Annotated in this window: 24 protein-coding genes; 17 read left to right on the top strand and 7 right to left on the bottom strand. The window is 71.3% G+C overall.

Annotated features, from left to right (window positions below):
• Positions 1-9: 9 nt before the first annotated feature.
• Positions 10-693 (bottom strand): lysoplasmalogenase family protein, encoded by a 684-nt coding sequence (locus JCO01S_RS05385; protein WP_068251890.1) that lies wholly within the window; start codon positions 691-693, stop codon positions 10-12.
• The gene (locus JCO01S_RS05380; protein ID WP_068252026.1) at positions 690-1,712 is read right to left on the bottom strand and encodes an agmatine deiminase family protein; all 1,023 of its coding nucleotides are present in this window, start codon (positions 1,710-1,712) and stop codon (positions 690-692) included. Before JCO01S_RS05380 ends, JCO01S_RS05385 begins: the two co-directional genes overlap by 4 nt.
• Positions 1,713-1,800: 88 nt before the next feature.
• On the opposite strand from JCO01S_RS05380, the gene JCO01S_RS05375 reads away from it, so the two are divergent.
• From JCO01S_RS05375 to miaB, 11 genes are all read left to right on the top strand, one after another.
• On the top strand, positions 1,801-2,055 hold the full coding sequence (locus JCO01S_RS05375; RefSeq protein WP_068251887.1) for a DUF3046 domain-containing protein: 255 nt from the start codon (positions 1,801-1,803) through the stop codon (positions 2,053-2,055).
• Positions 2,056-2,071: 16 nt separating this feature from the next.
• Positions 2,072-3,007 (top strand): ABC transporter ATP-binding protein, encoded by a 936-nt coding sequence (locus tag JCO01S_RS05370; protein WP_068251885.1) that lies wholly within the window; start codon positions 2,072-2,074, stop codon positions 3,005-3,007.
• Positions 3,007-3,822, top strand: coding sequence for an ABC transporter permease (locus JCO01S_RS05365; RefSeq protein ID WP_068251882.1), 816 nt, complete (start codon positions 3,007-3,009; stop codon positions 3,820-3,822). The genes JCO01S_RS05370 and JCO01S_RS05365 overlap by 1 nt, the downstream gene beginning before the upstream one ends.
• Positions 3,819-4,613, top strand: coding sequence for an ABC transporter permease (locus JCO01S_RS05360; protein ID WP_245634338.1), 795 nt, complete (start codon positions 3,819-3,821; stop codon positions 4,611-4,613). The genes JCO01S_RS05365 and JCO01S_RS05360 overlap by 4 nt, the downstream gene beginning before the upstream one ends.
• Positions 4,614-4,769: 156 nt before the next feature.
• Entirely contained in the window at positions 4,770-5,327 is a 558-nt protein-coding gene (gene thpR / locus JCO01S_RS05355; RefSeq protein ID WP_084342649.1) for an RNA 2',3'-cyclic phosphodiesterase, read from the top strand.
• A 220-nt stretch (positions 5,328-5,547) separates the two neighbouring features.
• Positions 5,548-6,624 carry a recombinase RecA gene (gene recA / locus JCO01S_RS05350; protein WP_068251874.1) on the top strand — a complete coding sequence of 359 codons (1,077 nt, stop codon included), beginning with the start codon at positions 5,548-5,550 and terminating at the stop codon, positions 6,622-6,624.
• Between the two features lie 2 nt (positions 6,625-6,626).
• Positions 6,627-7,175: a regulatory protein RecX gene (locus JCO01S_RS05345; RefSeq protein WP_084342648.1), complete on the top strand. Its 549-nt coding sequence runs from the start codon at positions 6,627-6,629 to the stop codon at positions 7,173-7,175.
• A 134-nt stretch (positions 7,176-7,309) separates the two neighbouring features.
• Entirely contained in the window at positions 7,310-8,842 is a 1,533-nt protein-coding gene (locus tag JCO01S_RS05340) for a circularly permuted type 2 ATP-grasp protein (protein ID WP_084342657.1), read from the top strand.
• Positions 8,842-9,762, top strand: coding sequence for an alpha-E domain-containing protein (locus tag JCO01S_RS05335; protein WP_068251868.1), 921 nt, complete (start codon positions 8,842-8,844; stop codon positions 9,760-9,762). Before JCO01S_RS05340 ends, JCO01S_RS05335 begins: the two co-directional genes overlap by 1 nt.
• A complete protein-coding gene (locus JCO01S_RS05330; protein WP_068251864.1) occupies positions 9,759-10,613 on the top strand; it encodes a transglutaminase family protein in 855 nt (284 codons plus the stop codon). Before JCO01S_RS05335 ends, JCO01S_RS05330 begins: the two co-directional genes overlap by 4 nt.
• Positions 10,614-10,651: 38 nt before the next feature.
• Entirely contained in the window at positions 10,652-12,178 is a 1,527-nt protein-coding gene (miaB, locus tag JCO01S_RS05325; RefSeq protein WP_068251862.1) for a tRNA (N6-isopentenyl adenosine(37)-C2)-methylthiotransferase MiaB, read from the top strand.
• A 104-nt stretch (positions 12,179-12,282) separates the two neighbouring features.
• On the opposite strand, the gene JCO01S_RS05320 is transcribed toward miaB, so the two are convergent.
• A complete protein-coding gene (locus JCO01S_RS05320) occupies positions 12,283-12,474 on the bottom strand; it encodes an Rv0909 family putative TA system antitoxin (RefSeq protein ID WP_068251855.1) in 192 nt (63 codons plus the stop codon).
• A gap of 181 nt (positions 12,475-12,655) precedes the next feature.
• Here JCO01S_RS05320 and JCO01S_RS05315 point away from each other — a divergent pair, with 181 nt between their 5' ends.
• From JCO01S_RS05315 to dapF, 4 genes are all read left to right on the top strand, one after another.
• On the top strand, positions 12,656-13,222 hold the full coding sequence (locus JCO01S_RS05315; RefSeq protein ID WP_068251852.1) for a YceI family protein: 567 nt from the start codon (positions 12,656-12,658) through the stop codon (positions 13,220-13,222).
• Positions 13,223-13,292: 70 nt separating this feature from the next.
• Entirely contained in the window at positions 13,293-13,898 is a 606-nt protein-coding gene (gene def / locus JCO01S_RS05310) for a peptide deformylase (protein ID WP_068251851.1), read from the top strand.
• Positions 13,895-14,827 carry a tRNA (adenosine(37)-N6)-dimethylallyltransferase MiaA gene (gene miaA / locus JCO01S_RS05305; protein WP_068251848.1) on the top strand — a complete coding sequence of 311 codons (933 nt, stop codon included), beginning with the start codon at positions 13,895-13,897 and terminating at the stop codon, positions 14,825-14,827. Before def ends, miaA begins: the two co-directional genes overlap by 4 nt.
• A complete protein-coding gene (gene dapF, locus JCO01S_RS05300; protein ID WP_084342656.1) occupies positions 14,824-15,693 on the top strand; it encodes a diaminopimelate epimerase in 870 nt (289 codons plus the stop codon). Before miaA ends, dapF begins: the two co-directional genes overlap by 4 nt.
• 10 nt (positions 15,694-15,703) lie before the next feature.
• On the opposite strand, the gene dmpG is transcribed toward dapF, so the two are convergent.
• On the bottom strand, positions 15,704-16,741 hold the full coding sequence (gene dmpG, locus JCO01S_RS05295; protein WP_068251844.1) for a 4-hydroxy-2-oxovalerate aldolase: 1,038 nt from the start codon (positions 16,739-16,741) through the stop codon (positions 15,704-15,706).
• On the bottom strand, positions 16,738-17,697 hold the full coding sequence (locus JCO01S_RS05290; protein WP_068251839.1) for an acetaldehyde dehydrogenase (acetylating): 960 nt from the start codon (positions 17,695-17,697) through the stop codon (positions 16,738-16,740). Before JCO01S_RS05290 ends, dmpG begins: the two co-directional genes overlap by 4 nt.
• Positions 17,698-17,830: 133 nt before the next feature.
• On the opposite strand from JCO01S_RS05290, the gene JCO01S_RS05285 reads away from it, so the two are divergent.
• Positions 17,831-18,589 carry an IclR family transcriptional regulator gene (locus tag JCO01S_RS05285; RefSeq protein ID WP_068251836.1) on the top strand — a complete coding sequence of 253 codons (759 nt, stop codon included), beginning with the start codon at positions 17,831-17,833 and terminating at the stop codon, positions 18,587-18,589.
• A gap of 3 nt (positions 18,590-18,592) precedes the next feature.
• Here JCO01S_RS05285 and JCO01S_RS05280 read toward each other — a convergent pair whose 3' ends face one another.
• Positions 18,593-19,204 carry a class I SAM-dependent methyltransferase gene (locus tag JCO01S_RS05280; protein WP_068251834.1) on the bottom strand — a complete coding sequence of 204 codons (612 nt, stop codon included), beginning with the start codon at positions 19,202-19,204 and terminating at the stop codon, positions 18,593-18,595.
• A 91-nt stretch (positions 19,205-19,295) separates the two neighbouring features.
• Here JCO01S_RS05280 and JCO01S_RS05275 point away from each other — a divergent pair, with 91 nt between their 5' ends.
• Positions 19,296-20,744 (top strand): HNH endonuclease signature motif containing protein, encoded by a 1,449-nt coding sequence (locus JCO01S_RS05275; protein ID WP_068251826.1) that lies wholly within the window; start codon positions 19,296-19,298, stop codon positions 20,742-20,744.
• 12 nt (positions 20,745-20,756) lie between these two features.
• On the opposite strand, the gene glpK is transcribed toward JCO01S_RS05275, so the two are convergent.
• Positions 20,757-22,289 (bottom strand): glycerol kinase GlpK, encoded by a 1,533-nt coding sequence (gene glpK, locus JCO01S_RS05270; RefSeq protein ID WP_068251823.1) that lies wholly within the window; start codon positions 22,287-22,289, stop codon positions 20,757-20,759.
• Positions 22,290-22,351 lie beyond the last annotated feature (62 nt).

Genomic DNA, 22,351 nt, shown 5'->3' with positions numbered 1-22,351 from the left:
CCGCTGTCCTCACGACTCGTCGCGCAGTTCGTGCACGAGCAGCGCGAGCGCCGCCGTGTACGTGGAGAGTACGACCCCGGACGAGGTCGCCTGTGCCCCACGGCTCCTCGCGAAGCGGCCACCGACGATGATCGCCGCGTCGGAGAGCAGGAAGAGCCCTCCGCCCAGGGCGAGGCGTCGGCCGCCGGGGCGGCCCCCTTCGCCCATCGCGAGGGCGGACATCGCCCCCAGGAGCAGGCCGTAGCCGGTGAGGACCGGGTCCGGCAGGCCCCCTTCGTCGTCGACGAGGGCGAGCGCCGCGAGGGTGCCGGCCGCGACGCCGGAGGGCAGCCGCCGCGGCCGGGCGCCGTCGTGCACCAGCAGCCCGACCAGACCGAGCTGCTGGACCGCGAAGGCGCTCGCCCCGCGCTGCATCTCGCGCCGCTCGGCGTGCGCCGGCCCGTGGGAGGAGCGGTACATGAACCAGTCACCGACCGTCGACCCGGCGAGGGCCGCGAGCAGGGCCCCGGTGCGCTTCGGGCAGCGCTCGTCGCGGGTGGCCAGGACGCCTGCGGCGAGCGTCGGCGCGAGGGCGAGCTTGCTCACCAGGTGGGTGCGGTCGTGACCGGTCATGTCGGCGATCGTCGTCGTCACCGCGAGCGGGAGGTAGGCGAGCAGGTCACGACGGGCACGGACGAGGGTCTGGAGGTTCATGCGGACTCCGGCTGTTGCTGGGTGATGCAGTGGATCCCGCCACCGCGGTCGTAGAGGGGGCGGGCGTCGACGGCGACGACCTCGCGGCCGGGATAGACCTCCCGCAGGATCGCCAGGGCGCGCTCGTCGTTGGGGTCCTCGAAGGTGCACGCGACGACACCGCCGTTGGTGACGAGGTGGTTGACGTAGGACCAGTCGACCGGCCCCTCCGCGTCGGTCAGCGTGGTGGGCGCCGGCAGCCGCACGACGTCGAGGGGGCGACCGGCGCTGTCGCGGGCCTCCCGCAGCACCGCCTCGAGCTCGCGGCTGACCTCGTGGTCGGGGTGCGAGGGGTCCTCCTGCCAGTGCAGCAGCACCCGGCCGGGTTCGGTGAAGGTCGCGCAGATGTCGACGTGCCCACGGGTGCCGAACTCGTCGTAGTCCCGTGTCAGGCCCCGCGGCAGCCAGATGAAGGTGTCCACCCCGAGGGTGCGGGCGAGCTCGGCCTCGACGTCGGCCCTCGTCAGGTCGGGGTTGCGCCCCGGGTCCAGCTGGACGGTCTCGGTGAGCAGCACGGTGCCCTCGCCGTCGACGTGGATGGCACCCCCTTCGCACACGACCGGGGAGGGGATCGTCTTCGCGCCGGCGGCGTCGGCCACGAGGGCGCCCACCCGTGCGTCGTTCTCCCAAGAGGCCCACTCCTGGGCGCCCCAGCCGTTGAAGACCCAGTCCACGCCGCCGAGGCGGCCCTGCGGGGAGAGGACGAAGGTGGGCCCGATGTCGCGCATCCACGCGTCGTCCAGGTCGGCGATGACCAGGTCGATCGGGTGGGCGGTGTCGTTGCCGAGGTACTCCCGGCAGCGGTGGATGTCGTGACCGGTGACCACCGTCGTGACCGGCTCGAAGCGGGCCACGGCGCGGGCCACGTCGGCCCAGGTGCGGCGGGCGACGTCGGCCTCGGCCTCGTCCTCCCCGAGCGCGTACCCGGCGCTCGGCCAGGCCATCCACGTGCGTTCGTGGGGTGTCCACTCGGCGGGCATCCGCCATGCGGTGGTCTCGGGCACGAGGTGCTCTCCTTCGTCGTCGCGGTGGATCGCAGTATGCCGTGTGGCACCTACACTGTGCGACGTGCGGCTGAGTCGGTTCTGGACCCTCATGGAGGACGAGTTCGGGGAGTCCTACGCCCACGTGCTCGCCGGCGGCCACGTCCTCCAGGAGCTCGGGGACCGGACCGTGACCCGCGCCCTCGAGGACGGCCTCGGGCCCCGGGAGGTCTGGGAGGCGCTGTGCCGGGACATGGGGGTGCCGCGGGAGCGCTGGCTCGGCATCGACCGGCCCCCGATGGAGGTCCCCAGGGAGATCGCGAACGAGCCACCGGAGTGAACTAGCCTCGGGCACCGTGACGGAGATCCTGCTGAGCGCCACGGGCCTGACGAAGACCTTCGGCGACTTCACCGCCGTGGACGGCATCGACGTGCAGGTGACGAAGGGGGAGTCCTTCGGCTTCCTCGGCCCCAACGGGGCGGGCAAGTCCTCGACGATGAAGATGGTCGCGGCCACCTCCCCACCGAGCGGGGGCGAGCTGCGGATCTTCGGGCTGGACCCGGTCACCGACGGCGCGGCCGTCCGGGCGCGCCTCGGCAGCGTCCCGCAGCAGGACAACCTCGACGAGGAGATCACCGTCGAGGAGAACCTGCACGTCTACGGTCGCTACTTCGGCCTGCCGCGCAAGGTGATCCGGGAGCGCACCGAGGAGCTGCTGGACTTCGCGCAGCTGACCGGGCGACGCAAGGACATGGTCGAGCCGCTCTCCGGCGGTATGAAGCGGCGGCTGACGATCGCCCGCTCGCTCATCAACAACCCCGAGGTGCTCCTCCTCGACGAGCCGACGACCGGGCTGGACCCGCAGGCACGGCACGTGCTGTGGGACCGGCTCTTCCGGCTCAAGCGCCGCGGCGTGACGCTCATCGTCACGACCCACTACATGGAGGAGGCGGAGCAGCTGTGCGACCGCCTCGTGGTCATGGACCACGGCCGCATCGTCGCCGAGGGCTCCCCCCGCGAGCTGATCCGCGAGCACGCCACCCGCGAGGTGCTCGAGCTGCGCCTGCAGCTGGAGGAGCCGGCCGACCACACCACCGCGGCCCACCTGGTCGAGGGCATCGGCAGCCACGTGGAGGCGCTGCCGGACCGGCTGCTCCTCTACACCGACCAGGGCGACGACGCGCTGGACGCCGTGCTCGCCCGCGACCTGCACCCGATCAGCTCGATCGTGCGCCGTTCCACGCTCGAGGACGTCTTCCTCCACCTCACCGGTCGGACGCTGGTGGACTGATGAGTGCCGACGCGCGCCACGTCCACGGGCCGCGGGCCCCCCTTCGTCCGCTGGAGCGGGTCGGGGCGGTCGCGGGCTACTTCCTCATCGTCTACCGGCGCACGTGGCAGGGATCCCTCTTCAGCCGCTTCGCCTCGCCGCTGCTCTTCCTCCTCGCGATGGGCCTGGGGCTGGGCTCCCTCGTCAACGCCTCCTCCGGCGGGGTGGACGGGGTGCCGTACCTGGAGTTCGTCGCGCCCGGCATGGTTGCGGTGCAGGCGATGATGGTCGCGGTCAGCGAGTCGACGTACCCGGTCTACGGTCTCTTCACCTGGAACCGGATGTACCACTCGATGCTCGCGACCCCGCTGACCGTCACCGACCTGCTGCTCGGCCACCTGACCGTCGTGGCCGCCCAGGGCGGCATCGCCACGATCGCCTTCGTCCTCGTCGCCGCGCTCTTCGGGGGCTTCTCCTCCTGGTGGGTCCTGCTGGCGGTGCCGGTCGGGGTGCTCGTGACCCTCGCCTTCGCCGTGCCGATCTTCGGCTTCTCCGCCCGTGCGAAGGGGGACGGGGCCTTCAACGTCGTCTACCGCCTGGTCATCACCCCGCTCATGCTCTTCTCCGGGGTCTTCTTCCCGATCGACCGGCTCCCGGGGTGGTTCGAGCCGGTCGCCTGGGTGACGCCGCTGTGGCACGGCGTGGAGCTGGTCCGCGGGAGCGCCCACGCGAGCCTGGCCCCCTTCGACCTCGTGCACCTGGCCGTGCTGCTGCTCTTCATCGGCCTCGGGTGGGTCTACGCCCACCGTGGCATGACCCGGAAGCTCGTCCCGTGAGCGCGCGCACCGGACCGCTGACCCCCGGGATGGCGATGTGGAGCTCGGTCGTCGAGCGCAACGCCGTCGGCTTCCGGAGGCAGTGGGCGGCCTTCGTCACCGGCTTCGCCGAGCCGGTGTTCTACCTCTTCTCGCTCGGCATCGGGGTGGGCTCGCTCGTGCCGTTCGTGACGACCGACGGCGGCTCGCGGGTCAGCTACGCCGCCTTCGTCGCCCCGGCGATGCTCGCCGCGTCCGCGATGAACGGCGCGGTCATGGACTCCACCTTCAACGTCTTCTTCAAGCTGCGCTACGCCAAGATCTACGACGCGATGCTCGCCACACCGCTCGGCCCGCGGGACATCGCCATCGGGGAGGTGGTCTGGTCCCTCATCAGGGGCGGGGTCTACGCGCTCGTCTTCTACCTCGTGGCGGTCGTGGTCGGTGTCGTCGAGTCGTGGTGGTCGCTCCTCGCCGTGCCTGCGGCGATCTTCATCGGGATGGCCTTCTCCGCCGTCGGGATGTACCTGACGACCTTCATGCGCACGTGGGTCGACTTCGACTGGATCATGCTCGTCATCCAGCCGCTCTTCCTGCTCTCGGCGACCTTCTTCCCGCTCGGCACGTACCCCGGATGGGCCCAGCCGATCGTCATGGCCACGCCGCTCTACCACGGTGTCGCCCTCGAACGCGGGCTCATGCTCGGTGAGGTCGACTGGGGACTGCTGCTGCACGTGGGCTACCTCGTGGCGCTCGGCGTCCTCGGCATCTGGGCCGCGTCGCGGCGGATCGAGACGCTGCTGCGGTCGTGACTCTCGACCGGTCCGGCTGGTCCGGTCGGTTCCGTCGTCGGCGGGCTGGGGGGTGGCCTTGGACTCCGGCCGCGGGGCGGCCTGCGTCCTGAGTCGGCCACCCCCCAGCCCGCTCGACGACTCCACCTGCGCGCGTACCCGTGGGAGGCTGGGGTCGTGGGGCAGCGGATGTTCGTCTCGGTGGTGCCGCCCGAGGACGTGGTGGCGGACCTGGCGGAGTTCTTGGCACCGCGGGAGGGGATGCCGTGGATCGACCCGGCGCAGTGGCACCTGACGCTGGCCTTCATGGCCTCGGTGCCGGAGGCACGCCAGGACGAGCTCATCGACCGGTTGGGGGAGGCGGCGGCGCGGGTCGCTCCCTTCGACGTGGTGCTGGGCGGTGCGGGGTGCTTCCCGGACCCGACCCGGGCGACGGTGCTCTGGATCGGGGTGGACGCGGCCGCGGGGGAGTCGCTGACCCGCCTGGCGACCGGCGCACGGGCCGCGGCGAATGTCTCGGGCGCCACTCCGGACGGCAAGGACTTCGTGGCCCACCTGACCCTCGCCCGGCTGAGGCGGGCGATCGAGGCGACCAGGTGGCTGCGGGTGCTCGACACGTGGCGTTCGCGGCCGTGGCGGGTGGCGGAGACGACGCTGGTCGCCTCCCACCTGCACGAGGGGGCGAAGGGCAGACCCCGTCACGACGTCGTGGCCCGGCTGCCCCTGGCGAGATGATCCCGGCGTGTCGGCGCGGCGCTCCCCGCATCGAACAGGTGTACGGGTACGCTTGTCCACAGGTGTCCTCCCGACGGCACCGGTGTCCACAGCTCCACGGCGGCTGCGGACCGTTGTCGGGGGCGGCCCCTAGCGTCTGACCAGAGAAGCGCAACGAGTCCGACTGCGCGGTGCTGGTCGCCGGTGGACGCGCCCGACACGAGTACAAGGAAGGTGTGGCATGGCTGACGTGGCAAACATCGACAGCAAGCTCCACGAGCAGAAGCTGAAGTCCCTCGAGACCGTCATGGGGCAGGTGGAGAAGCAGTACGGCAAGGGCGCGGTGATGCGCCTCGGCGACGACGTGCGCCCGCCGATCGCGACCATCCCGACGGGGTCGATCTCCCTCGACGTCGCCCTCGGCATCGGTGGCCTGCCGCGCGGCCGGGTCGTCGAGGTCTACGGCCCGGAGTCCTCCGGTAAGACGACCGTGGCCCTGCACGCCGTCGCCAATGCGCAGAAGAACGGCGGCATCGCGGCCTTCATCGACGCCGAGCACGCCCTGGACCCGGAGTACGCGAAGAAGCTCGGGGTCGACACCGACGCCCTCCTCGTCAGCCAGCCGGACACCGGTGAGCAGGCGCTGGAGATCGCCGACATGCTGGTGCGCTCGGGTGCCCTCGACATCATCGTCATCGACTCGGTCGCCGCGCTCGTGCCACGGGCGGAGATCGAGGGCGAGATGGGGGACAGCCACGTCGGTCTGCAGGCGCGGCTGATGAGCCAGGCGCTGCGCAAGATCACCGGTGCGCTCAACTCCTCGGGCACCACCGCGATCTTCATCAACCAGCTGCGCGAGAAGATCGGCGTCATGTTCGGCTCACCGGAGACGACCACGGGTGGCAAGGCGCTGAAGTTCTACGCCTCGGTCCGCCTGGACGTGCGCCGCATCGAGACCCTCAAGAACGGCAACGAGCCGGTCGGCAACCGCACCCGGGTCAAGGTCGTGAAGAACAAGGTCTCCCCGCCCTTCAAGCAGGCCGAGTTCGACATCCTCTACGGGCAGGGCATCTCCCGGGAGGGTGGCCTGATCGACATGGGTGTCGAGCACGGCTTCGTGCGCAAGGCCGGCGCCTGGTACACCTACGAGGGCGACCAGCTGGGTCAGGGCAAGGAGAATGCCCGCACGTTCATCAAGGACAACCCCGAGCTCGGCGACGAGATCGAGGCCAAGATCAAGGAGAAGCTGGGCATCGGCACGCAGCCGGAGGAGACCGAGGCCGAGGAGACCCCGGCCGAGGTCCCGGTCGACTTCTGAGGATGGACTCGGGCCACCGGACCGCCGCGGCGCAGCACCCCGACCTGGAGGCAGGCACGGATGCGGATGCTGACCCCGATGCCGTGGCGCGTGCGATCGTCCTCCGACAGCTGACCGGCTCTCCCAAGAGTCGCAAGCAGCTGGAGGACGCGCTGCGGCGCAAGGACTGCCCCGGTGACTCGGCCGAACGGGTGCTCGATCGGTTCGAGGAGCTCGGCCTCGTCGACGACACCGCCTACGCGCGGACCTTCGTCCGGTCGAAGCAGACCGGTCGGGGTCTGGCCAGGCGGGCGCTGGCGCACGAGTTGCGAGCGAAGGGAGTCGATGACGAGGTCATCGAGGACGTCCTCACGGAGGTCGATCCCGAGCAGGAGCGAGCGCGGGCGCACGAACTCGTGGCGAAGAAGCTGCGCAGCATGCACGGCCTCGACCGGGCGAAGCAGACCCGCCGGCTGTCCGGGATGCTCGCTCGCAAGGGGTATGACGCCGAGGTCTCCCGCCTCGTTGTCAACGAGGCCCTCGAGGCGGCTGCGGAACACGTCCGCGACTGAGGGCGATCGGTGCCGGGGCCGGCGTCCTTCGCTCCCCCGGAGGGGCCCCCGGTGGTTAGTGTGGCCACGTGACGGACAAGGCACTCGACTCACTCTTCGGGACGCAGTACGACCCCGGCGCGGCCTGGGACGAGATGCTGGACGAAGGGGGTGCCCCCCGGCCGCCGTACAAGCCGATCCACCACACCCTTCGCTCCATGGAGGTCGGGGCGCTCACCGAGCGCGCGGACGCCCTGGCCCGGATGTTCTTCGAGCAGGGCGTGACCTTCGACCACGCGGGGGAGGAGCGGCCCTTCCCGCTGGACGCCGTGCCCCGGGTCATCGACGCGGAGGCGTGGGAGACCGTCGAGCGCGGCGTGGCCCAGCGCGTCAAGGTCCTCGAGGCCTTCCTCGACGACATCTACAGCCGACCCAGCGGGCTGCCGCGGGCGGTCGAGGACGGCATCGTCCCCTGGAAGCTCATCGCGACCTCCGCCCACTTCCACCGGGCGGTGTGCGGCCTGCGCCCACCGGGCGGCGTGCGCGCCCACGTCAGCGGCATCGACCTCATCCGCGACGAGCAGGGCACCTTCCGGGTGCTCGAGGACAACGTGCGCGTCCCCTCGGGCGTCTCCTACGTCATCTCCAACCGCCGGGCGATGACCAACGTCTTCCCGGAGGCCTTCGCGACGATGCGCATCCGGCCGGTGCACGACTACCCGCGGATGCTGCTGCGGGCGCTGCGCGCCAGCGCTCCCGAGGGACAGCCTGACCCGACGGTCGTCGTGCTCACCCCGGGGGTCTACAACAGTGCCTACTTCGAGCACTCGCTGCTGGCACGGATGATGGGCGTCGAGCTCGTCGAGGGCAGCGATCTCGTCGTGCGCGGCGGCGAGGTGCGGATGCGCACCACGCACGGCGAGGAGCGCGTGGACGTCATCTACCGGCGCATCGACGACGAGTTCCTCGACCCGGTCCACTTCCGCAGGGACTCGATGCTCGGCGTGACCGGCCTCGTCTCCGCGGTGCGTGCCGGGCGGGTCACCCTGGCCAATGCCATCGGCAACGGCGTCGCCGACGACAAGCTCGTCTACTCCTACATCCCGGACCTGACCCGGTACTACCTCGACGAGGGCCCGGTGCTGCCGAACGTGGACACCTACCGGCTCAACGAGCCGGCGGCGCTGCAGGAGGTGCTCGGGCGGCTCGACGAGATGGTGGTCAAGCCGGTCGACGGATCCGGCGGCAAGGGCCTCGTCATCGGTCCGGAGGCCACGGGGGAGGAGCTGGACTCCCTTCGCGCGAAGTTGCTGCACGACCCCCGCGGCTGGATCGCACAGCCCGTCGTGCAGCTGTCCACGGTGCCCACCCTCATCGACGGGGGGCTGCGGCCCCGGCACGTGGACCTGCGGCCCTTCGCGGTCAACGACGGCGAGGAGGTCACGGTGCTGCCCGGCGGGCTGACCCGCGTGGCGCTGCCCGAGGGCCAGCTCGTCGTCAACTCCAGCCAGGGCGGCGGCTCCAAGGACACCTGGGTGCTCGCGGGCCGGAACCACCGGCTCCCGCACGACCGGGACGAGCGTGAGGTCATCTGGGTGGGGACCAACCGGGCCGAGCAGGCCCAGGCGCAGTCCACCCGCACCGACAAGGACACGACCGAGAAGGACATCGCCGAGGAGGAGCGCTGATGCTCAGCAGGATCGCCGACTGCCTCTTCTGGATCGGCCGGTACGTCGAGCGGGCCGACGGCACCGCCCGGATCGTCGACGCCCTCCGCCTGCAGCTGCTCGAGGACCCCGGCGCGGTGGAGCAGGCCGCCTGCACCATGGTGCTGCGCGGGATCATGGGCTATGGCGACGTCGGCGACGTGGACTACGTCGACACCAGCCGGATGCTCGTCTTCGACGCCCGCAACCCCAACGCGATCTCCGGGTCGTGGCACGCAGCGAGGGAGAACGCCCGCCGGGCACGGGAGACGATCTCGACCGAGACGTGGGAGACGATCAACACCACGTTCCACCGGTGGAACTCCTTCACTCCCGGCCGGGCCACCCAGTACCACCTGGGTTGGGTGCGCGAGCGGGCGGCGCTGCTCGACGGGATCGCGGACTCGACGATGAGCCATGACGACGCGTGGGACTTCCTCGTGCTCGGCCGGTCGCTGGAGCGGGCGGACATGACGGCACGACTGGTCGCGACCGGCGCCACCCCGGCCGGTCCCACGTGGACCTCGGTGCTGGCCAGCTGCGGTGCGCAGCAGGCGATGCTGCGCACCATGCGCGGGATCATCACCGACCGCACGGCGGCGGCCTTCCTCGCCCTGGACCGGCAGTTCCCCCGGTCGGTGCTCGCCGCGCTGAAAGAGGCCGAGGAGCGCCTCGTGGTGCTCGCGCCGGACAAGGACCGGGTCGGCTTCTCCGACGAGGCCAGGCGGATCCTCGGGCACGTGCGCACCCAGCTGGAGTTCAGCTCGCCCGATGCGGTGCTCCGCGACCTGCCCGAGCGCATGCAGGAGGTGCAGGAGGCGGTCATGGCGACCTCGGACGCGATCGCCGAGCGCTACTTCCGCTCCGGGCCGCTGCAGGAGTGGACGGGAGAATTCGTATGAGCACGCGACGCCACCGGATCGTGCACCGGACGACGATGCACTACGACCGGGAGGTCACCGCCTCGCACAACGAGCTGCGGATGATCCCCGTCGACGAGCCGGGCCAGACCACCCTCGAGGCCAGGGTCCGGGTCAAGCCGCTCACGTGGAGCAACGGCTACGTCGACCACTGGGGGACCCACGTCATGTCCCTCGAGTCGCGGACCCCGCACCGGGAGCTCGAGATCGAGGCGACGAGCACGGTCGAGCGCTCGGACACCCCGGAGGGGGAGCCGGCGGGCTGGGATGCGGTGCGCGCCGAGCGGGTCCAGGACCGGCTCAGCGAGTTCCTCGCGCAGACCGCCCGCACCGCCCCGCACGAGGAGGTCATGGCCCTCGCTGAGGAGGTCGCCACCGCCGCGACCCCGCGCGAGGCGGCCCGCTCCTTCGGAGACCGGATCCAGGGCACCCTCGCCTACGAACGGGGGATCACCGGCTGGCAGCCCACCGCGCAGGCGGTGTGGGAGGCACGGCGAGGGGTCTGCCAGGACTTCGCGCACCTGACCCTCGGCGGCCTGCGGCACATCGACATCCCCGCTCGCTACGTCGCCGGGTACCGCACCGCCGAGGACACCGGCGAGTCCGGGCTGGCCCGCGGCGCGAGCATCGCCGGCCGCAACCACGCCTGGCTGGAGTTCTGGGACGGGGAGTGGCTACCCCTGGACCCCACCGACGTCGGCAGCGTCGGCCTGGACCTCGTCGTCATCGGGCGCGGCCGGGACTACGACGACGTCTCACCCTTCCGCGGGATGTACGTCGGGCCGGAGCGCAGCGAGCTGAGCATCGACATCACGTACACCCGGGTGGGGTGAGCGGGAAACCCCTTCGCCGGACGTAAACTGGCGGGGTCATGACTGCAACGCCCAAGACCTACGACGTACGCACCCATGGGTGCCAGATGAACGTGCACGACTCCGAGCGGCTGGCCGGTCTGCTCGAGACCGCCGGGTACGTCGACATCGCCAGCCTGCCGAACGAGGACCGCGGGGAGGTGGCCGACGTCGTCGTCTTCAACACCTGCGCGGTGCGGGAGAACGCCGACAACAAGCTCTACGGCAACCTCGGGCAGCTGCGCCCCCTCAAGGACCGTCACCCGGACCTGCAGATCGCCGTCGGCGGCTGCATGGCGCAGAAGGACCGGGACACCATCGTCCAGCGGGCACCCTGGGTGGACGTCGTCTTCGGCACCCACAACATCGGCTCGCTGCCCGCGCTGCTGGACCGGGCGCGGCACAACGAGGAGGCCCAGGTCGAGATCCTCGAGGCGCTCGAGACCTTCCCCTCGACGCTGCCCACGCGGCGGGACTCGGCCTACTCCGGGTGGACCTCGATCTCGGTCGGCTGCAACAACACGTGCACCTTCTGCATCGTGCCCGCGCTGCGCGGCAAGGAGAAGGACCGGCGCCCGGGGGAGATCCTCGCCGAGGTCGAGGCGCTCGTCGCCCAAGGCGTGGTGGAGGTGACCCTGCTCGGGCAGAACGTCAACTCCTACGGCGTCGAGTTCGGTGACCGCTACGCCTTCGGCAAGCTGCTGCGCGCCTGCGGCGAGATCGAGGGGCTGGAGCGGGTGCGCTTCACCAGCCCGCACCCGGCGGCCTTCACCGACGACGTCATCGACGCGATGGCCGAGACCCCCAACGTCATGCCCAGCCTGCACATGCCGCTGCAGTCGGGCTCGGACGCGGTGCTGAAGGCGATGCGGCGCAGCTACCGTTCGCGCAAGTTCCTCGGGATCCTCGAGCGGGTGCGCGAGCGCATCCCCGACGCCGCGATCACGACCGACATCATCGTCGGCTTCCCGGGGGAGACCGAGGAGGACTTCGAGGAGACCCTCCGCGTCGTGCGGGAGTCCCGCTTCTCCTCGGCCTTCACCTTCCAGTACTCGATCCGCCCCGGGACCCCGGCGGCGACGATGGCCGACCAGGTGCCCAAGGAGGTCGTCCAGGATCGGTACGAGCGCCTCATCGCGCTGCAGGAGGAGATCTCGTGGGAGGGCAACCGTGCCCAGGAGGGGCGTGACCTCGAGGTGCTCGTCGCGACGGGGGAGGGCCGCAAGGACACCGAGACCGCCCGGATGAGCGGTCGGGCCCGGGACAACCGGCTCGTGCACTTCGCGGTCCCGGAGGGGGCCGAGCGGCCCCGGCCGGGGGACGTGGTCACCGTGGGCGTCACCTACGGCGCCCCCCACCACCTCGTCGCCGACGCCGCCCTCGCGGGGGGCACCTACGCCGTGCGCCGGACGAAGGGCGGCGACGCCTGGGAGGCGCTGCAGCACGGGGAGGGCGGCGGCGTGGCCAAGCCCGCCGTCAGCCTCGGCATGCCGCGCATCGGAGTACCCGACCCCGCCCCGGTGACAGCGCCCTCCTGCGGCGCCTGAGCCGGAGCACGCGCGAAGGGGGCGGATCACCGCATCGGTGATCCGCCCCCTTCGCATGTCTGCATCACGCGCTACGACGGTGCAGACGAGACTTCAGGCGAGGTTCAGTTCTCGCCCTCGTCGCCGCCGCCGATCTTGCCGTCGACCGCGTCCTTGGCCTTGTCGACCTTGTCGCCACCGACGCCCTTGCCCTCGGCGAACTCGCCGGCCTTGTCCAGGCCCTGGTCGCTGATCTGCTCGCCCTTCTCGCTGTTGAGCGCGTCCTTGGCCTTGCCGGTCAGGTCATCGAGACCCATGGTGGGCTCCCTTCTGTTGGCTTCCCCCGGTGGGGCGATGCATCCAGCGAAACATGCTGGGGCGGCCTCATCAACCGGGAGCGCGTCACCAATGTAGTTGACGAATAAACTAGTTTTCGTCTACCGTGGTGGATGTACCCGGGAGGACCACCCGGGACCGCCCCCTCGACAGGAGAGTCACATGACCGAGACGAACACGACCACGAGCACCTTCCAGGACCTCGCTGCCGGCACCTACTCGCTGGACCCGAGCCACACCGAGGTCGGCTTCGTCGCCCGCCACGCGATGGTCACCAAGGTCCGCGGCTACCTCCGGGACCTCGAGGGCACCATCGAGGTCGCCGAGAACTTCACCGACTCGAAGGTCAGCGCGACGATGCGGACCGCTTCCGTGGACACCGGCTCCGCCGACCGCGACGGCCACCTGAAGTCCGCCGACTTCTTCGATGTCGAGCAGTTCCCCGAGATCACCTTCGTCGCCAAGGGGGTCCAGGACGTCGACGGCGGCAACTTCGACCTCGTCGGCGACCTGACCATCAAGGGCGTCACCAAGGAGGTCACCCTGCAGGCCACCTACGACGGCACCGCACAGGACCCCTTCGGCAACGTCCGCGCCGGCTTCACCGCCGTGACCACGGTCGACCGCGAGGACTGGGGCCTGACCTGGAACGCCGGCCTCGAGACCGGCGGCGTCCTCGTCTCGAAGAAGATCACCCTCAACATGGAGATCTCGGCCATCAAGGCCTGAGCCACCTCCACCCCGAGCGCGGGCCGGGACCCGGGCAACCGGCCGCGCCGGGTATGAGAAGATGCCGCCCATGACCATCCACCCGATCACCATCTGGGGGGAGCCGGTCCTGCACACGCGGGCGAAGCCGGTCCCCGAGTTCGACCAGGACCTGCGCACGCTGATCGAGGACATGTACGAGACCCAGGAGGCCGCACGGGGCGTCGGGCTGGCCGCCCCGCAGATCGGTGTGGGGCTGCGGATCTTCACCTGGCACATGGCCAACGAGGACGGCGTGCCTGAGCTGGGGCACGTCATCAACCCCTTCGTCAAGGCCTCCAAGCCCTCCGACGGCGAGCCGGACCGGGAGCACGAGTCCGAGGGCTGCCTCTCCTTCCCGGGCTACTCCTTCCCGCTGCGCCGCGGCCAGCACGCCACGGTCACGGGGTACGACTGGGACGGCAACGAGCTGAACTTCGAGGCCACCGGGGAGTTCGCGCGCTGCATGCAGCACGAGTACGACCACCTCAACGGCTTCCTCTACGTCGACCGGCTCGGCCAGCGCTGGAAGAAGAAGGCCAAGAAGGTGATCAAGGAGGAGGGCTGGGACGGGCCCGGCCACACCTGGCTGCCCGGCACCGACACCGACCCCTTCGGCCACGACGACGAGGACGCCGAGGAGCCCGCGTCGTCGTGACCCCGCGCCCGCCGCAGGTCATCGCGGTCGTCGGCGCGACCGCCACCGGCAAGTCCGAGCTGGCCCTCGCCCTCGCCGAAGCGCTCGGCGGCGAGGTCGTCGGGGCCGATGCCATGCAGCTCTACCGCGGCATGGACATCGGCACCAACAAGCTGCCACCGCAGGAGCGAAGGGGGATCCCCCACCACCTCCTCGACGTCCTCGAGGTCACTGAGGAGGCGGCCCTTGCGGACTACCAGGAGCGAGCCGAGACGGTCATCGCCGACCTCATCGACCGCGGCCGCGTGCCGGTGCTCGTCGGCGGGTCCGGTCTCTACGTCCGCGCGGCGCTGGACCACCTCGACATCCCGCCCACGGACCCGGACGTGCGTGCCCGGCTCGAGGCGGAGTCGCAGGAGGAGGGGGGCCCGGACCGGCTGCGCGCCCGGCTGCGCGAGCTCGACCCCGAGGCCGCGGCTGCCATCGAGCCGAACAACCTGCGCCGGATCATCCGTGCCATCGAGGTCGTGGAGCTGACCGGCCGGCCCTTCGCGGCGACGGCGCCCACGAAGCGCTACCGGCGCCCTTCGCTCGTCATCGGTCTGCGGGAGGACCGGGATGTGCTGGTCGCGCGCATCGACGCCCGGGCCCGGCGGATGTGGGACTCCGGCCTGCTCGAGGAGGTGGCCCGGCTGGACCGGGCGGGACTGCGCGAGGGCCGGACCGCCTCGCGGGCCATCGGATACGCCCAGGCGCTCGCGCAGCTCGACGGCGAGATCGGGCGTGAGGAGGCCATCGAGCGGACCGCACGGGCCACGCGCCGCTACGCCCGCCGGCAGGAGTCCTGGTGGCGGCCGGACCACCGGGTCCACTGGCTGGAGGCAGGTCGGGAGGACCTGACGGAGGCGGCGTTGGCGCTCGCGCGCCGTTCGGCAGAATGGGGCGCATGAGCCTGACCTTCACCAAGGGGCACGGCACCGAGAACGACTTCGTCCTCGTGCCCGACCTCGACGCGCGGCTGGACCTGACCGCGAGCCAGGTGGCGCTGCTCGCCGACCGGCACGCGGGCATCGGCGGTGACGGCGTGATCCGCATCGTGCCGACGAGTGCCTCCGAGGAGGAGTCCGTGCGCGCGCAGGCCGGCGAGGCCGAGTGGTTCATGGACTACCGCAATGCCGACGGGTCCTTGGCGCAGATGTGCGGCAACGGGACCCGCGTCATCGCGACGTGGCTGCGGCGCGAGGGACTCGTCGGGGAGGAGTTCGCCCTCGCGACGCGGGCCGGCGTGCGCCGGGTCCGCTTCGAGGGCGAGCAGGTGATCACGCACATGGGCACCTGGTCCTTCCGTGACGAGGCGAAGGCCGAGGCCGAAGGCTTCGACGCCCTCGTGCACGTCGAGGAGGAGGAGAAGGTCCCCGAACCCTTCTCCGCGCTCTCCCTCGACCTGGGCAACCCGCACACCGTCGTCGCGCTCCCGCCGAACGTCTCGCTCGCAGGGCTGGACCTCACCCGGGCCCCCGCGGTCAAGCCGACGCCCCCCGAGGGCAGCAATGTCGAGTTCGTCCGCGTCGTCGGGCCGGGCCACGTGCGGATGCGCGTCCACGAGCGCGGCGTGGGGGAGACCCGCTCCTGCGGTACCGGCGTCTGCGCGGCCGCGATCGGCGTGGCCTTCTGGTCGGGGGCGGCCGACAGGACCGGGGCCGCCCGCGTCGACGTCCCCGGCGGCAGCCTGCAGGTGCGACTGCTGGTCGGCCGCGAGGTCGAGCTCGGTGGTCCCGCCGTCCTCGTCGCCGACGGGACCACCGAGCTCCTCTGAAGGAGCCGGCTCAGGAGGCCTTGGCGCCGTCCCGCAGCCCGAGGGCGATGTCGACGATGAGGTCCTCCTGGCCGCCGACGAGCTTGCGACGGCCGACCTCCATGAGGATGTCGCGCACGTCGACGCCGTAGTTCTTCGAGGCATCCTCGGCGTGCCGCAGGAAGCTGGAGTAGACCCCCGCGTACCCGAGGGTGAGGGTCTCCCGGTCCACCCGGATCGGGCGGTCCTGCAGCGGGCGGACGATGTCGTCGGCCGCGTCCTGGAGCTTGAAGAGGTCGCAGCCGTGCTCCCAGCCCTGCAGGTCGGCGACGGCGACGAAGGGCTCGATCGGGGCATTGCCCGCCCCGGCGCCCTGACCGGCGAGCGAGGCGTCCACGCGGGTGACGCCCTCCTCGACGGCGATGACCGAGTTGGCCACCGACAACGAGAGGTTCTCGTGGGCGTGGATGCCCAGCTGGGTCCCGGAGTCGAGCACGTCCTTGTACGCGCGCAGCCGGTCGCGCAGGTCGTTCATCGTCAGCCGGCCGCCGGAGTCGGTGACGTAGACGCAGTGCGCCCCGTAGCCCTCCATGAGCTTGGCCTGCTCGGCCAGCTCCTTCGGCTCTGCCATGTGGCTGAGCATGAGGAAGCCGGAGACGTCCATCCCGAGCTCGCGGGCGGCCTCGATGTGCTGCTTGGCCACGTCGGCCTCGGTGCAGTGCGTGGCGACGCGCACCGAGCGGACTCCGCGGGAGTAGGCCTCCTTGAGCTCCTCGATGGTGCCGACACCGGGGAGGATCAGGGTGGTCAGGACGGCACTGGAGATGTTCTGCGCCGCCGCCTCGATCCACTCCCAGTCGGTGTTGCTGCCGGGGCCGTAGGTCAGGCTCGCGCCGGCGAGGCCGTCACCGTGGGCCACCTCGATGGCGTCGACGCCGGCGGCGTCGAGCGCACCGACGATACGACCGACGTCCTCGGGGGACATCCGGTGGCGCACGGCGTGCATGCCGTCGCGCAGCGTGACGTCCTGGATGTAGAGCTTCGTGGGCGTGGTGGTCGTGGTGCTCATCGGGCTGCCTCCGTCGTGGCCGCGGCCAGCTCCGGGGCGCCGGCGGTCATCTGCTCGGCGGTCCGCAGTGCCGCGGAGGTCATGATGTCGAGGTTGCCGGCGTAGGCCGGCAGGTAGTGGGCGGCTCCCTCGACCTCGAGGAAGACCGTGATCTTGGTGGTGGGCGCCACGTCCGCGTCCACGAGGGTCCGCACCTCGTCGGCGGTCACGGGGGTGAACTGGACGTCCTGGACGAGCCGGTAGCCGGGCACGTAGCTGCGGACCTGCTCTGCCATGTCCTCGACGGACCGGCGGACGGCGTCCTGGTCGACGTCGCCGGTCAGGCACAGCACGGTGTCGCGCATGATGAGCGGCGGCTCGGCGGGGTTGAGGATGATGATGGCCTTGCCGCGGGTGGCACCGCCGACCTTCTCGATGGCGGCGGAGGTGGTCTCGGTGAACTCGTCGATGTTGGCCCGGGTGCCGGGGCCGGCGGACTTGCTCGCGATGGAGGCGACGATCTCGCCGTAGTGCACGGGGGAGACCCGATTGACTGCGGCGACCATCGGGATCGTGGCCTGGCCACCGCAGGTGACCATGTTGACGTTGTCAGCGCCCTCGGCGATGTGCTGGTCACCGTTGACGGGCGGCACGACGTAGGGGCCGAGGGCGGCAGGGGTGAGGTCGACGAGTCGTTTGCCGCTGCCCTCCAGGGCGCGCGCGTTTGCCTCGTGGGCCTTGGCCGCGGTGGCGTCGAAGACGATCTCGATCTCCTCGAAGACGTCCATGGCCTTCAGGCCCTCGACGCCCTCGTGGGTGGTGGCGACGCCCATGGCCGCGGCGCGGCGCAGGCCGTCGGACTCCGGGTCGATCCCGACCATCGCGGCCATCTCCAGCACCTCGGAGGTGCGGATGACCTTGATCATCAGATCGGTGCCGATGTTGCCGGAGCCGATGATGGCTACCTTCTTCTTCATCCTTCGTCCTTGCCTCGGGTGGGGCGGTGAGCTGTTCCCAGCATCCTGTGGGAGGGGACGGGTGCGCCACGTCAGCGTTCCGCTGTACGGCACGAAGGGGGTCGAAGCCCACCGCAGCGGTCAGGATGGGTCCGTGACCGAGCGCGACCCCCGTTCCTCCGTGGCCAAGGCCGTCGCCGTGCTCGGTGCCTTCGGCAAGGACGCCGGGACCGGTCTCGGCGTCAGCGAGCTGGCCCGCCGGGCCGACCTGAGCAAGTCGACGACCTTCCGCCTGCTCGCGGCCCTCGAAGAGACCGGCGCCGTCGAGCGCGCCGGAACCTCCTACCGGCTGGGGCCGCTCATCCACGGCATGACCGACATCGCCGGGGATGCCGGCACCGAGCGCGTCCGTGAGCTGCTCACGCCGTGGCTCATCGAGCTCTACACCGCGACGAAGCACACCGTGCACATGGCGATGATCGACGGCCCCCAGGTCGTCTACCTCAACAAGCTGCACGGCCCGCAGGCGGCGCCGGCACCCTCGCGCATCGGAGGCCGCGCACCCGCCTTCTGCACCGGGGTGGGCAAGGCGCTGCTGGCCCACGACCACGAGCTGGCCGAACGGGTCCTCGCCGGTCCGCTGCCCCGCTGGACCCCGAGGACGATCACCGACCCGGAGCGGCTGCGGGCGGAGCTGGAGGAGATCCGGCGCACCGGGGTGGCCCACGACCGGGAGGAGATCCAGCCCGGGCTGACCTGCATGGCGGCGGCGGTCACCGGGCCCGGGGGACGGGCGGTCGCGGCGCTGTCGGTGTCGGGGCCGACCCGGGTCTTCGAGCCCACCACTCACGAGCACGCGCTGCGGCGACTGGCCCACGCGGCGAGCACCCGGCTGCGGGCCGGGCGCCGTTGAGGCTCAGGGGCGCTCGACGCGCAGGATGCGGAAGCCCTTGCGCGAGGCCACCCGCACGACGGGCAGGTCCAGCTCGGCGGTGATCCATGCGGCGAGGGTGTCGGCGCCGAGGTTCTTGCCGACGACGAGGTGGGCATCGGCCCCCTTCGCCAGCCGGGGGAGCCAGGTGCGCATGATGTCGTGGACGACCGCCTTGCCCACCCGGATCGGCGGGTTGGACCAGATCGCGGCGAAGGGGGTCTCCTCCGGCACCTCCTCCGGCCGGACGGCGCGCACGTTGTCCAGTCCCAGGGCGGCGGCGTTGCGCCGGGTGAGGTCCAGCGCCCGCTCGGTGACGTCGACCGCCCACACGGTCGCTGCGGGGGAGCGCATCGCGAGGGTGAGCGCGATCGGCCCCCAGCCGCATCCGAGGTCCAGCAGGTCCCCCTCGGCCGGCGGCTCCGGCACGACGTCGAGCAGGATCGACGTCGCCTTGTCCGCGCCGCCGGGGGAGAAGACGCCCCCTGCGGTCGTCACCGTCACGTCGCGTCCGGCGAGTGTCGTGCGCAGCTCGCGCCGTTCGGCCTCGCTCGCAGCGGGGTTGTCGGTGAAGTAGTGCTCGGTCGGGTCGGTCACGGGGGAACTCTAGAGGGCCACATCAGGTCCACGGCAGATCTTGACATTATCGAACATATGTTCGATAATGGTGGGAGTCAAGGAGGACGCGATGATCGAGCAGAGCGCGGCAGGAGCACCCGAGGTCCAGGGTGCCGCCGTGCTGCCGGACGTGCTCGACGACGTCCTCGCGGCCTTGGGGGCGGCATCCGTGGATGGGCTCTCGGAGGCGGACCTGATGCAGGTGATCACCACGCTGGAGGCCACGAAGGGGGCGGCGGCCGCGGTGCAGGCGCGCGCCACGGCGCGGTTCGTCGAGGACCGGGACGAGCTCACGCAGGAGGCTGCCGCGCGGGAGGAGATCTCCCGGCGCGAGGCCTCGTGCCGGCGCAGCGCGACTCGTGCCGAGGTGGCGCTGTCCCGCCGGTGCTCGCCGTGGCAGGCCGACCGTCATGTGGGTGCGGCCAAGGCTCTCGTGCACGACCTGCCGTTGACGATGGCCGCGTTGACCGCTGGCGAGATCAGCGAGGCGCGGTCTTTGATCGTCGTGCGGGAGACGGCCTGCCTGTCGCCGGCAGACCGTCTCGAGGCCGACCGCCGGCTCGCGCCGGACCTGAGCACGCTGGGTGACCGTGCGCTGACGGCGGCAGCGCAGCGGGTGGCCATCGACCTCGATCAGGAGGCGATCGTCGAGCGCCGCCGACGGGCCGCCGCGTCGCGTCATGTCGGGGTGCGCCCGGCGCCGGACGGGATGGCGCGGCTCAGCATCTTGGGGCCGCTGGCCGATGTCGTCGGTGCCTACGCGGCCCTGACCGCAGCGGAGGAGGCCCGCTACGTCGCCACCGGTGACCCGGAGGTCGACGCGGCCCGGGCCGCGGACGAGCGGGGCCGGGGCCAGTGGCTGGCCGACACCGCGCTGGAGCGTCTGTCCGGTCGTGACACGGGGCAGGTGCAGCCGGTCGAGGTCGGGCTGGTGATGAGCGAGGACGCGATCATCCCCGCAGCCTTCGGCGGCCCAGACGGACGGGACGGCGGCTGCGCGGTCGAGATCCCCGGCTGGGGCGCCGTGCCCGCCGACATGGCCCGCGAGCACCTGCTGCGCCTGTGCGACACCGACACCCGGACCTGGCTGCGCCGACTGTGGACCGCCCCGGGTGGGCGCGACCTGGTGGCGATGGACTCACAACGGCGACTCTTCAGCGGGGTGCTGCGCCAGCTGATCGGCCTGCGGGACGCGACCTGTCGGGTGCCGTGGTGCGACGCACCCGCACGGCAGGTCGACCACGTCACCCCCGCCGCCCGCGGCGGCGCCACCTCGGCGGCCAACGCCATGGGTAGCTGCCAGCGACACAACCTCGTCAAGGAGGAACCCGGCTGGCAAGCCGAGGTCATTGCGACCGGACTCGATCCCGGCGGCGGACCCCACACCGTGCGGCTGACGACACCCACCGGGTCCGAATTCACCTCCGTGGCCGCGCCACTGCTCGGACACGGCCGCACGTCGACGTGCCGGTCGTGGTCGCCACTGGAGATCTACTACGAGGGGCTCCTGGCTGCGTGACCTGGGGCTTCCTCAGTCCACGTCCTCGTCGACCCAGTCCAGGGACTTGCTGATCGCCTTGGTCCAGTTGCGGTGCAGCCGGTCGACCTCGTCGGAGTCCAGCTGTGGGCTCCAGCGGGTGTCCTCGCCCCAGTTGTCGACGATCTCGTCGGTGGACTCCCAGTAGCCCACGGCCAGGCCAGCGGCGTAGGCGGCCCCGAGGACGGTCGTCTCGACGACCTTCGGGCGCACGACGTCGACCCCGAGGAGGTCGGCCTGGAACTGCATGAGCGTCTCGTTGGCGACCATGCCGCCGTCGACCTTGAGCTCGGTGAGCCGGCCGCCGGCCCGCTCGGCGTCGGCCTGCATCGCCTCGAGAACGTCCCGGGTCTGGTACGCGGTCGACTCCAGCACCGCGCGCGCCAGGTGCCCCTTGTTCGCGAAGCGGGTCAGCCCGAGGATCGCGCCGCGGGCGTCCGGGCGCCAGTGCGGGGCGAAGAGACCGGAGAAGGCGGGCACGAAGTAGACCCCGCCGTTGTCCTCGACCGTGGCCGCGAGGTCCTCGATCTCCGGGGCCGAGCGGATGAGGCCGAGGTTGTCCCGGACCCACTGCACGAGCGAGCCGGTGACCGCGATGGAGCCCTCGAGCGCGTATACGGCGTCCTGCTCGCCGAGCTTGTAGCAGACCGTGGTGAGCAGACCGTTGTCGCTCGTGACGATCTCGGTGCCGGTGTTGAGCAGCATGAAGTTGCCGGTTCCGTAGGTGTTCTTCACGCTGCCGGGCGTCAGGCACGCCTGGCCGAAGGTCGCCGCGTGCTGGTCCCCGAGGATCCCGGCGACGGGCGTCCCGCTGAGGACGCCGGGCTGGCACCGACCGTAGACCTCGGAGGAGGAACGGATCTGCGGGAGCAGCTGCCTCGGCACGCCGATGGCCTCGCAGACCGAGTCGTCCCAGTCCAGGGTGCGCAGGTCCATGAGCATGGTGCGCGAGGCATTCGTGACGTCGGTTACGTGCACGCCGTCGTTCTCACCGCCGCCGGTGAGATTCCACAGCAGCCAGGTGTCCATCGTCCCGGCCAGGAGCTCGCCGGCCTCGGCGCGCTCGCGGGCCCCTTCGACGTGGTCGAGGATCCAGGCGATCTTCGGCCCGGCGAAGTAGGTCGCGAGCGGTAGCCCGCAGACGTCCTTGAAGCGCTCGACGCCGCCGTCCTCGGCCAGCTCGTCGACGAACGCCTGGGTGCGGGTGTCCTGCCAGACGACGGCGTGGTGGATCGGCTGGCCGGTCGCCTTCTCCCACACGACCGTGGTCTCGCGCTGGTTCGTGATGCCGACGGCCTCGATGTGCCGGCTGTTCAGGTTCGCCCTGCTCAGGGCGCCGCCGATGACGCGGCGGGCGTTCTCCCAGATCTCCAGGGCGTCGTGCTCCACCCAGCCGGCTCGCGGGAAGATCTGCTCGTGCTCGATCTGGTCGCTGGCGACCGGCTTGCCGGCGCGGTCGAAGACGACGGCGCGGGTGCTCGTCGTTCCCTGGTCTATGGCCAGCACATAGGTCCTCGAGGCGCTCATGCCCGACATCGTCTCAGGTTCCCCGGGTGGTGGAGCCGTTTCGGCGGCTACCGTTGTGGGTG

It is taken from the genome of Janibacter corallicola NBRC 107790 (assembly GCF_001570965.1).
Lineage (GTDB): Bacteria > Actinomycetota > Actinomycetes > Actinomycetales > Dermatophilaceae > Janibacter > Janibacter corallicola.
The sequence above is the reverse complement of the archived record's forward strand: the minus strand, read 5'-3'. Positions and strand labels throughout refer to the sequence as shown.

Coding starts and splice junctions, on each gene's coding strand:
- JCO01S_RS05385 (WP_068251890.1), bottom strand. CDS start 693: ATGAACCTCCAGACCCTCGTCCGTGCCCGTCGTGACCTGCTCGCCTAC.
- JCO01S_RS05380 (WP_068252026.1), bottom strand. CDS start 1,712: ATGCCCGCCGAGTGGACACCCCACGAACGCACGTGGATGGCCTGGCCG.
- JCO01S_RS05365 (WP_068251882.1), top strand. CDS start 3,007: ATGAGTGCCGACGCGCGCCACGTCCACGGGCCGCGGGCCCCCCTTCGT.
- recA (WP_068251874.1), top strand. CDS start 5,548: ATGGCTGACGTGGCAAACATCGACAGCAAGCTCCACGAGCAGAAGCTG.
- JCO01S_RS05345 (WP_084342648.1), top strand. CDS start 6,627: ATGGACTCGGGCCACCGGACCGCCGCGGCGCAGCACCCCGACCTGGAG.
- JCO01S_RS05340 (WP_084342657.1), top strand. CDS start 7,310: ATGCTGGACGAAGGGGGTGCCCCCCGGCCGCCGTACAAGCCGATCCAC.
- JCO01S_RS05335 (WP_068251868.1), top strand. CDS start 8,842: ATGCTCAGCAGGATCGCCGACTGCCTCTTCTGGATCGGCCGGTACGTC.
- JCO01S_RS05330 (WP_068251864.1), top strand. CDS start 9,759: ATGAGCACGCGACGCCACCGGATCGTGCACCGGACGACGATGCACTAC.
- miaB (WP_068251862.1), top strand. CDS start 10,652: ATGACTGCAACGCCCAAGACCTACGACGTACGCACCCATGGGTGCCAG.
- JCO01S_RS05320 (WP_068251855.1), bottom strand. CDS start 12,474: ATGGGTCTCGATGACCTGACCGGCAAGGCCAAGGACGCGCTCAACAGC.
- JCO01S_RS05315 (WP_068251852.1), top strand. CDS start 12,656: ATGACCGAGACGAACACGACCACGAGCACCTTCCAGGACCTCGCTGCC.
- def (WP_068251851.1), top strand. CDS start 13,293: ATGACCATCCACCCGATCACCATCTGGGGGGAGCCGGTCCTGCACACG.
- dapF (WP_084342656.1), top strand. CDS start 14,824: ATGAGCCTGACCTTCACCAAGGGGCACGGCACCGAGAACGACTTCGTC.
- dmpG (WP_068251844.1), bottom strand. CDS start 16,741: ATGAGCACCACGACCACCACGCCCACGAAGCTCTACATCCAGGACGTC.
- JCO01S_RS05290 (WP_068251839.1), bottom strand. CDS start 17,697: ATGAAGAAGAAGGTAGCCATCATCGGCTCCGGCAACATCGGCACCGAT.
- JCO01S_RS05275 (WP_068251826.1), top strand. CDS start 19,296: ATGATCGAGCAGAGCGCGGCAGGAGCACCCGAGGTCCAGGGTGCCGCC.
- glpK (WP_068251823.1), bottom strand. CDS start 22,289: ATGAGCGCCTCGAGGACCTATGTGCTGGCCATAGACCAGGGAACGACG.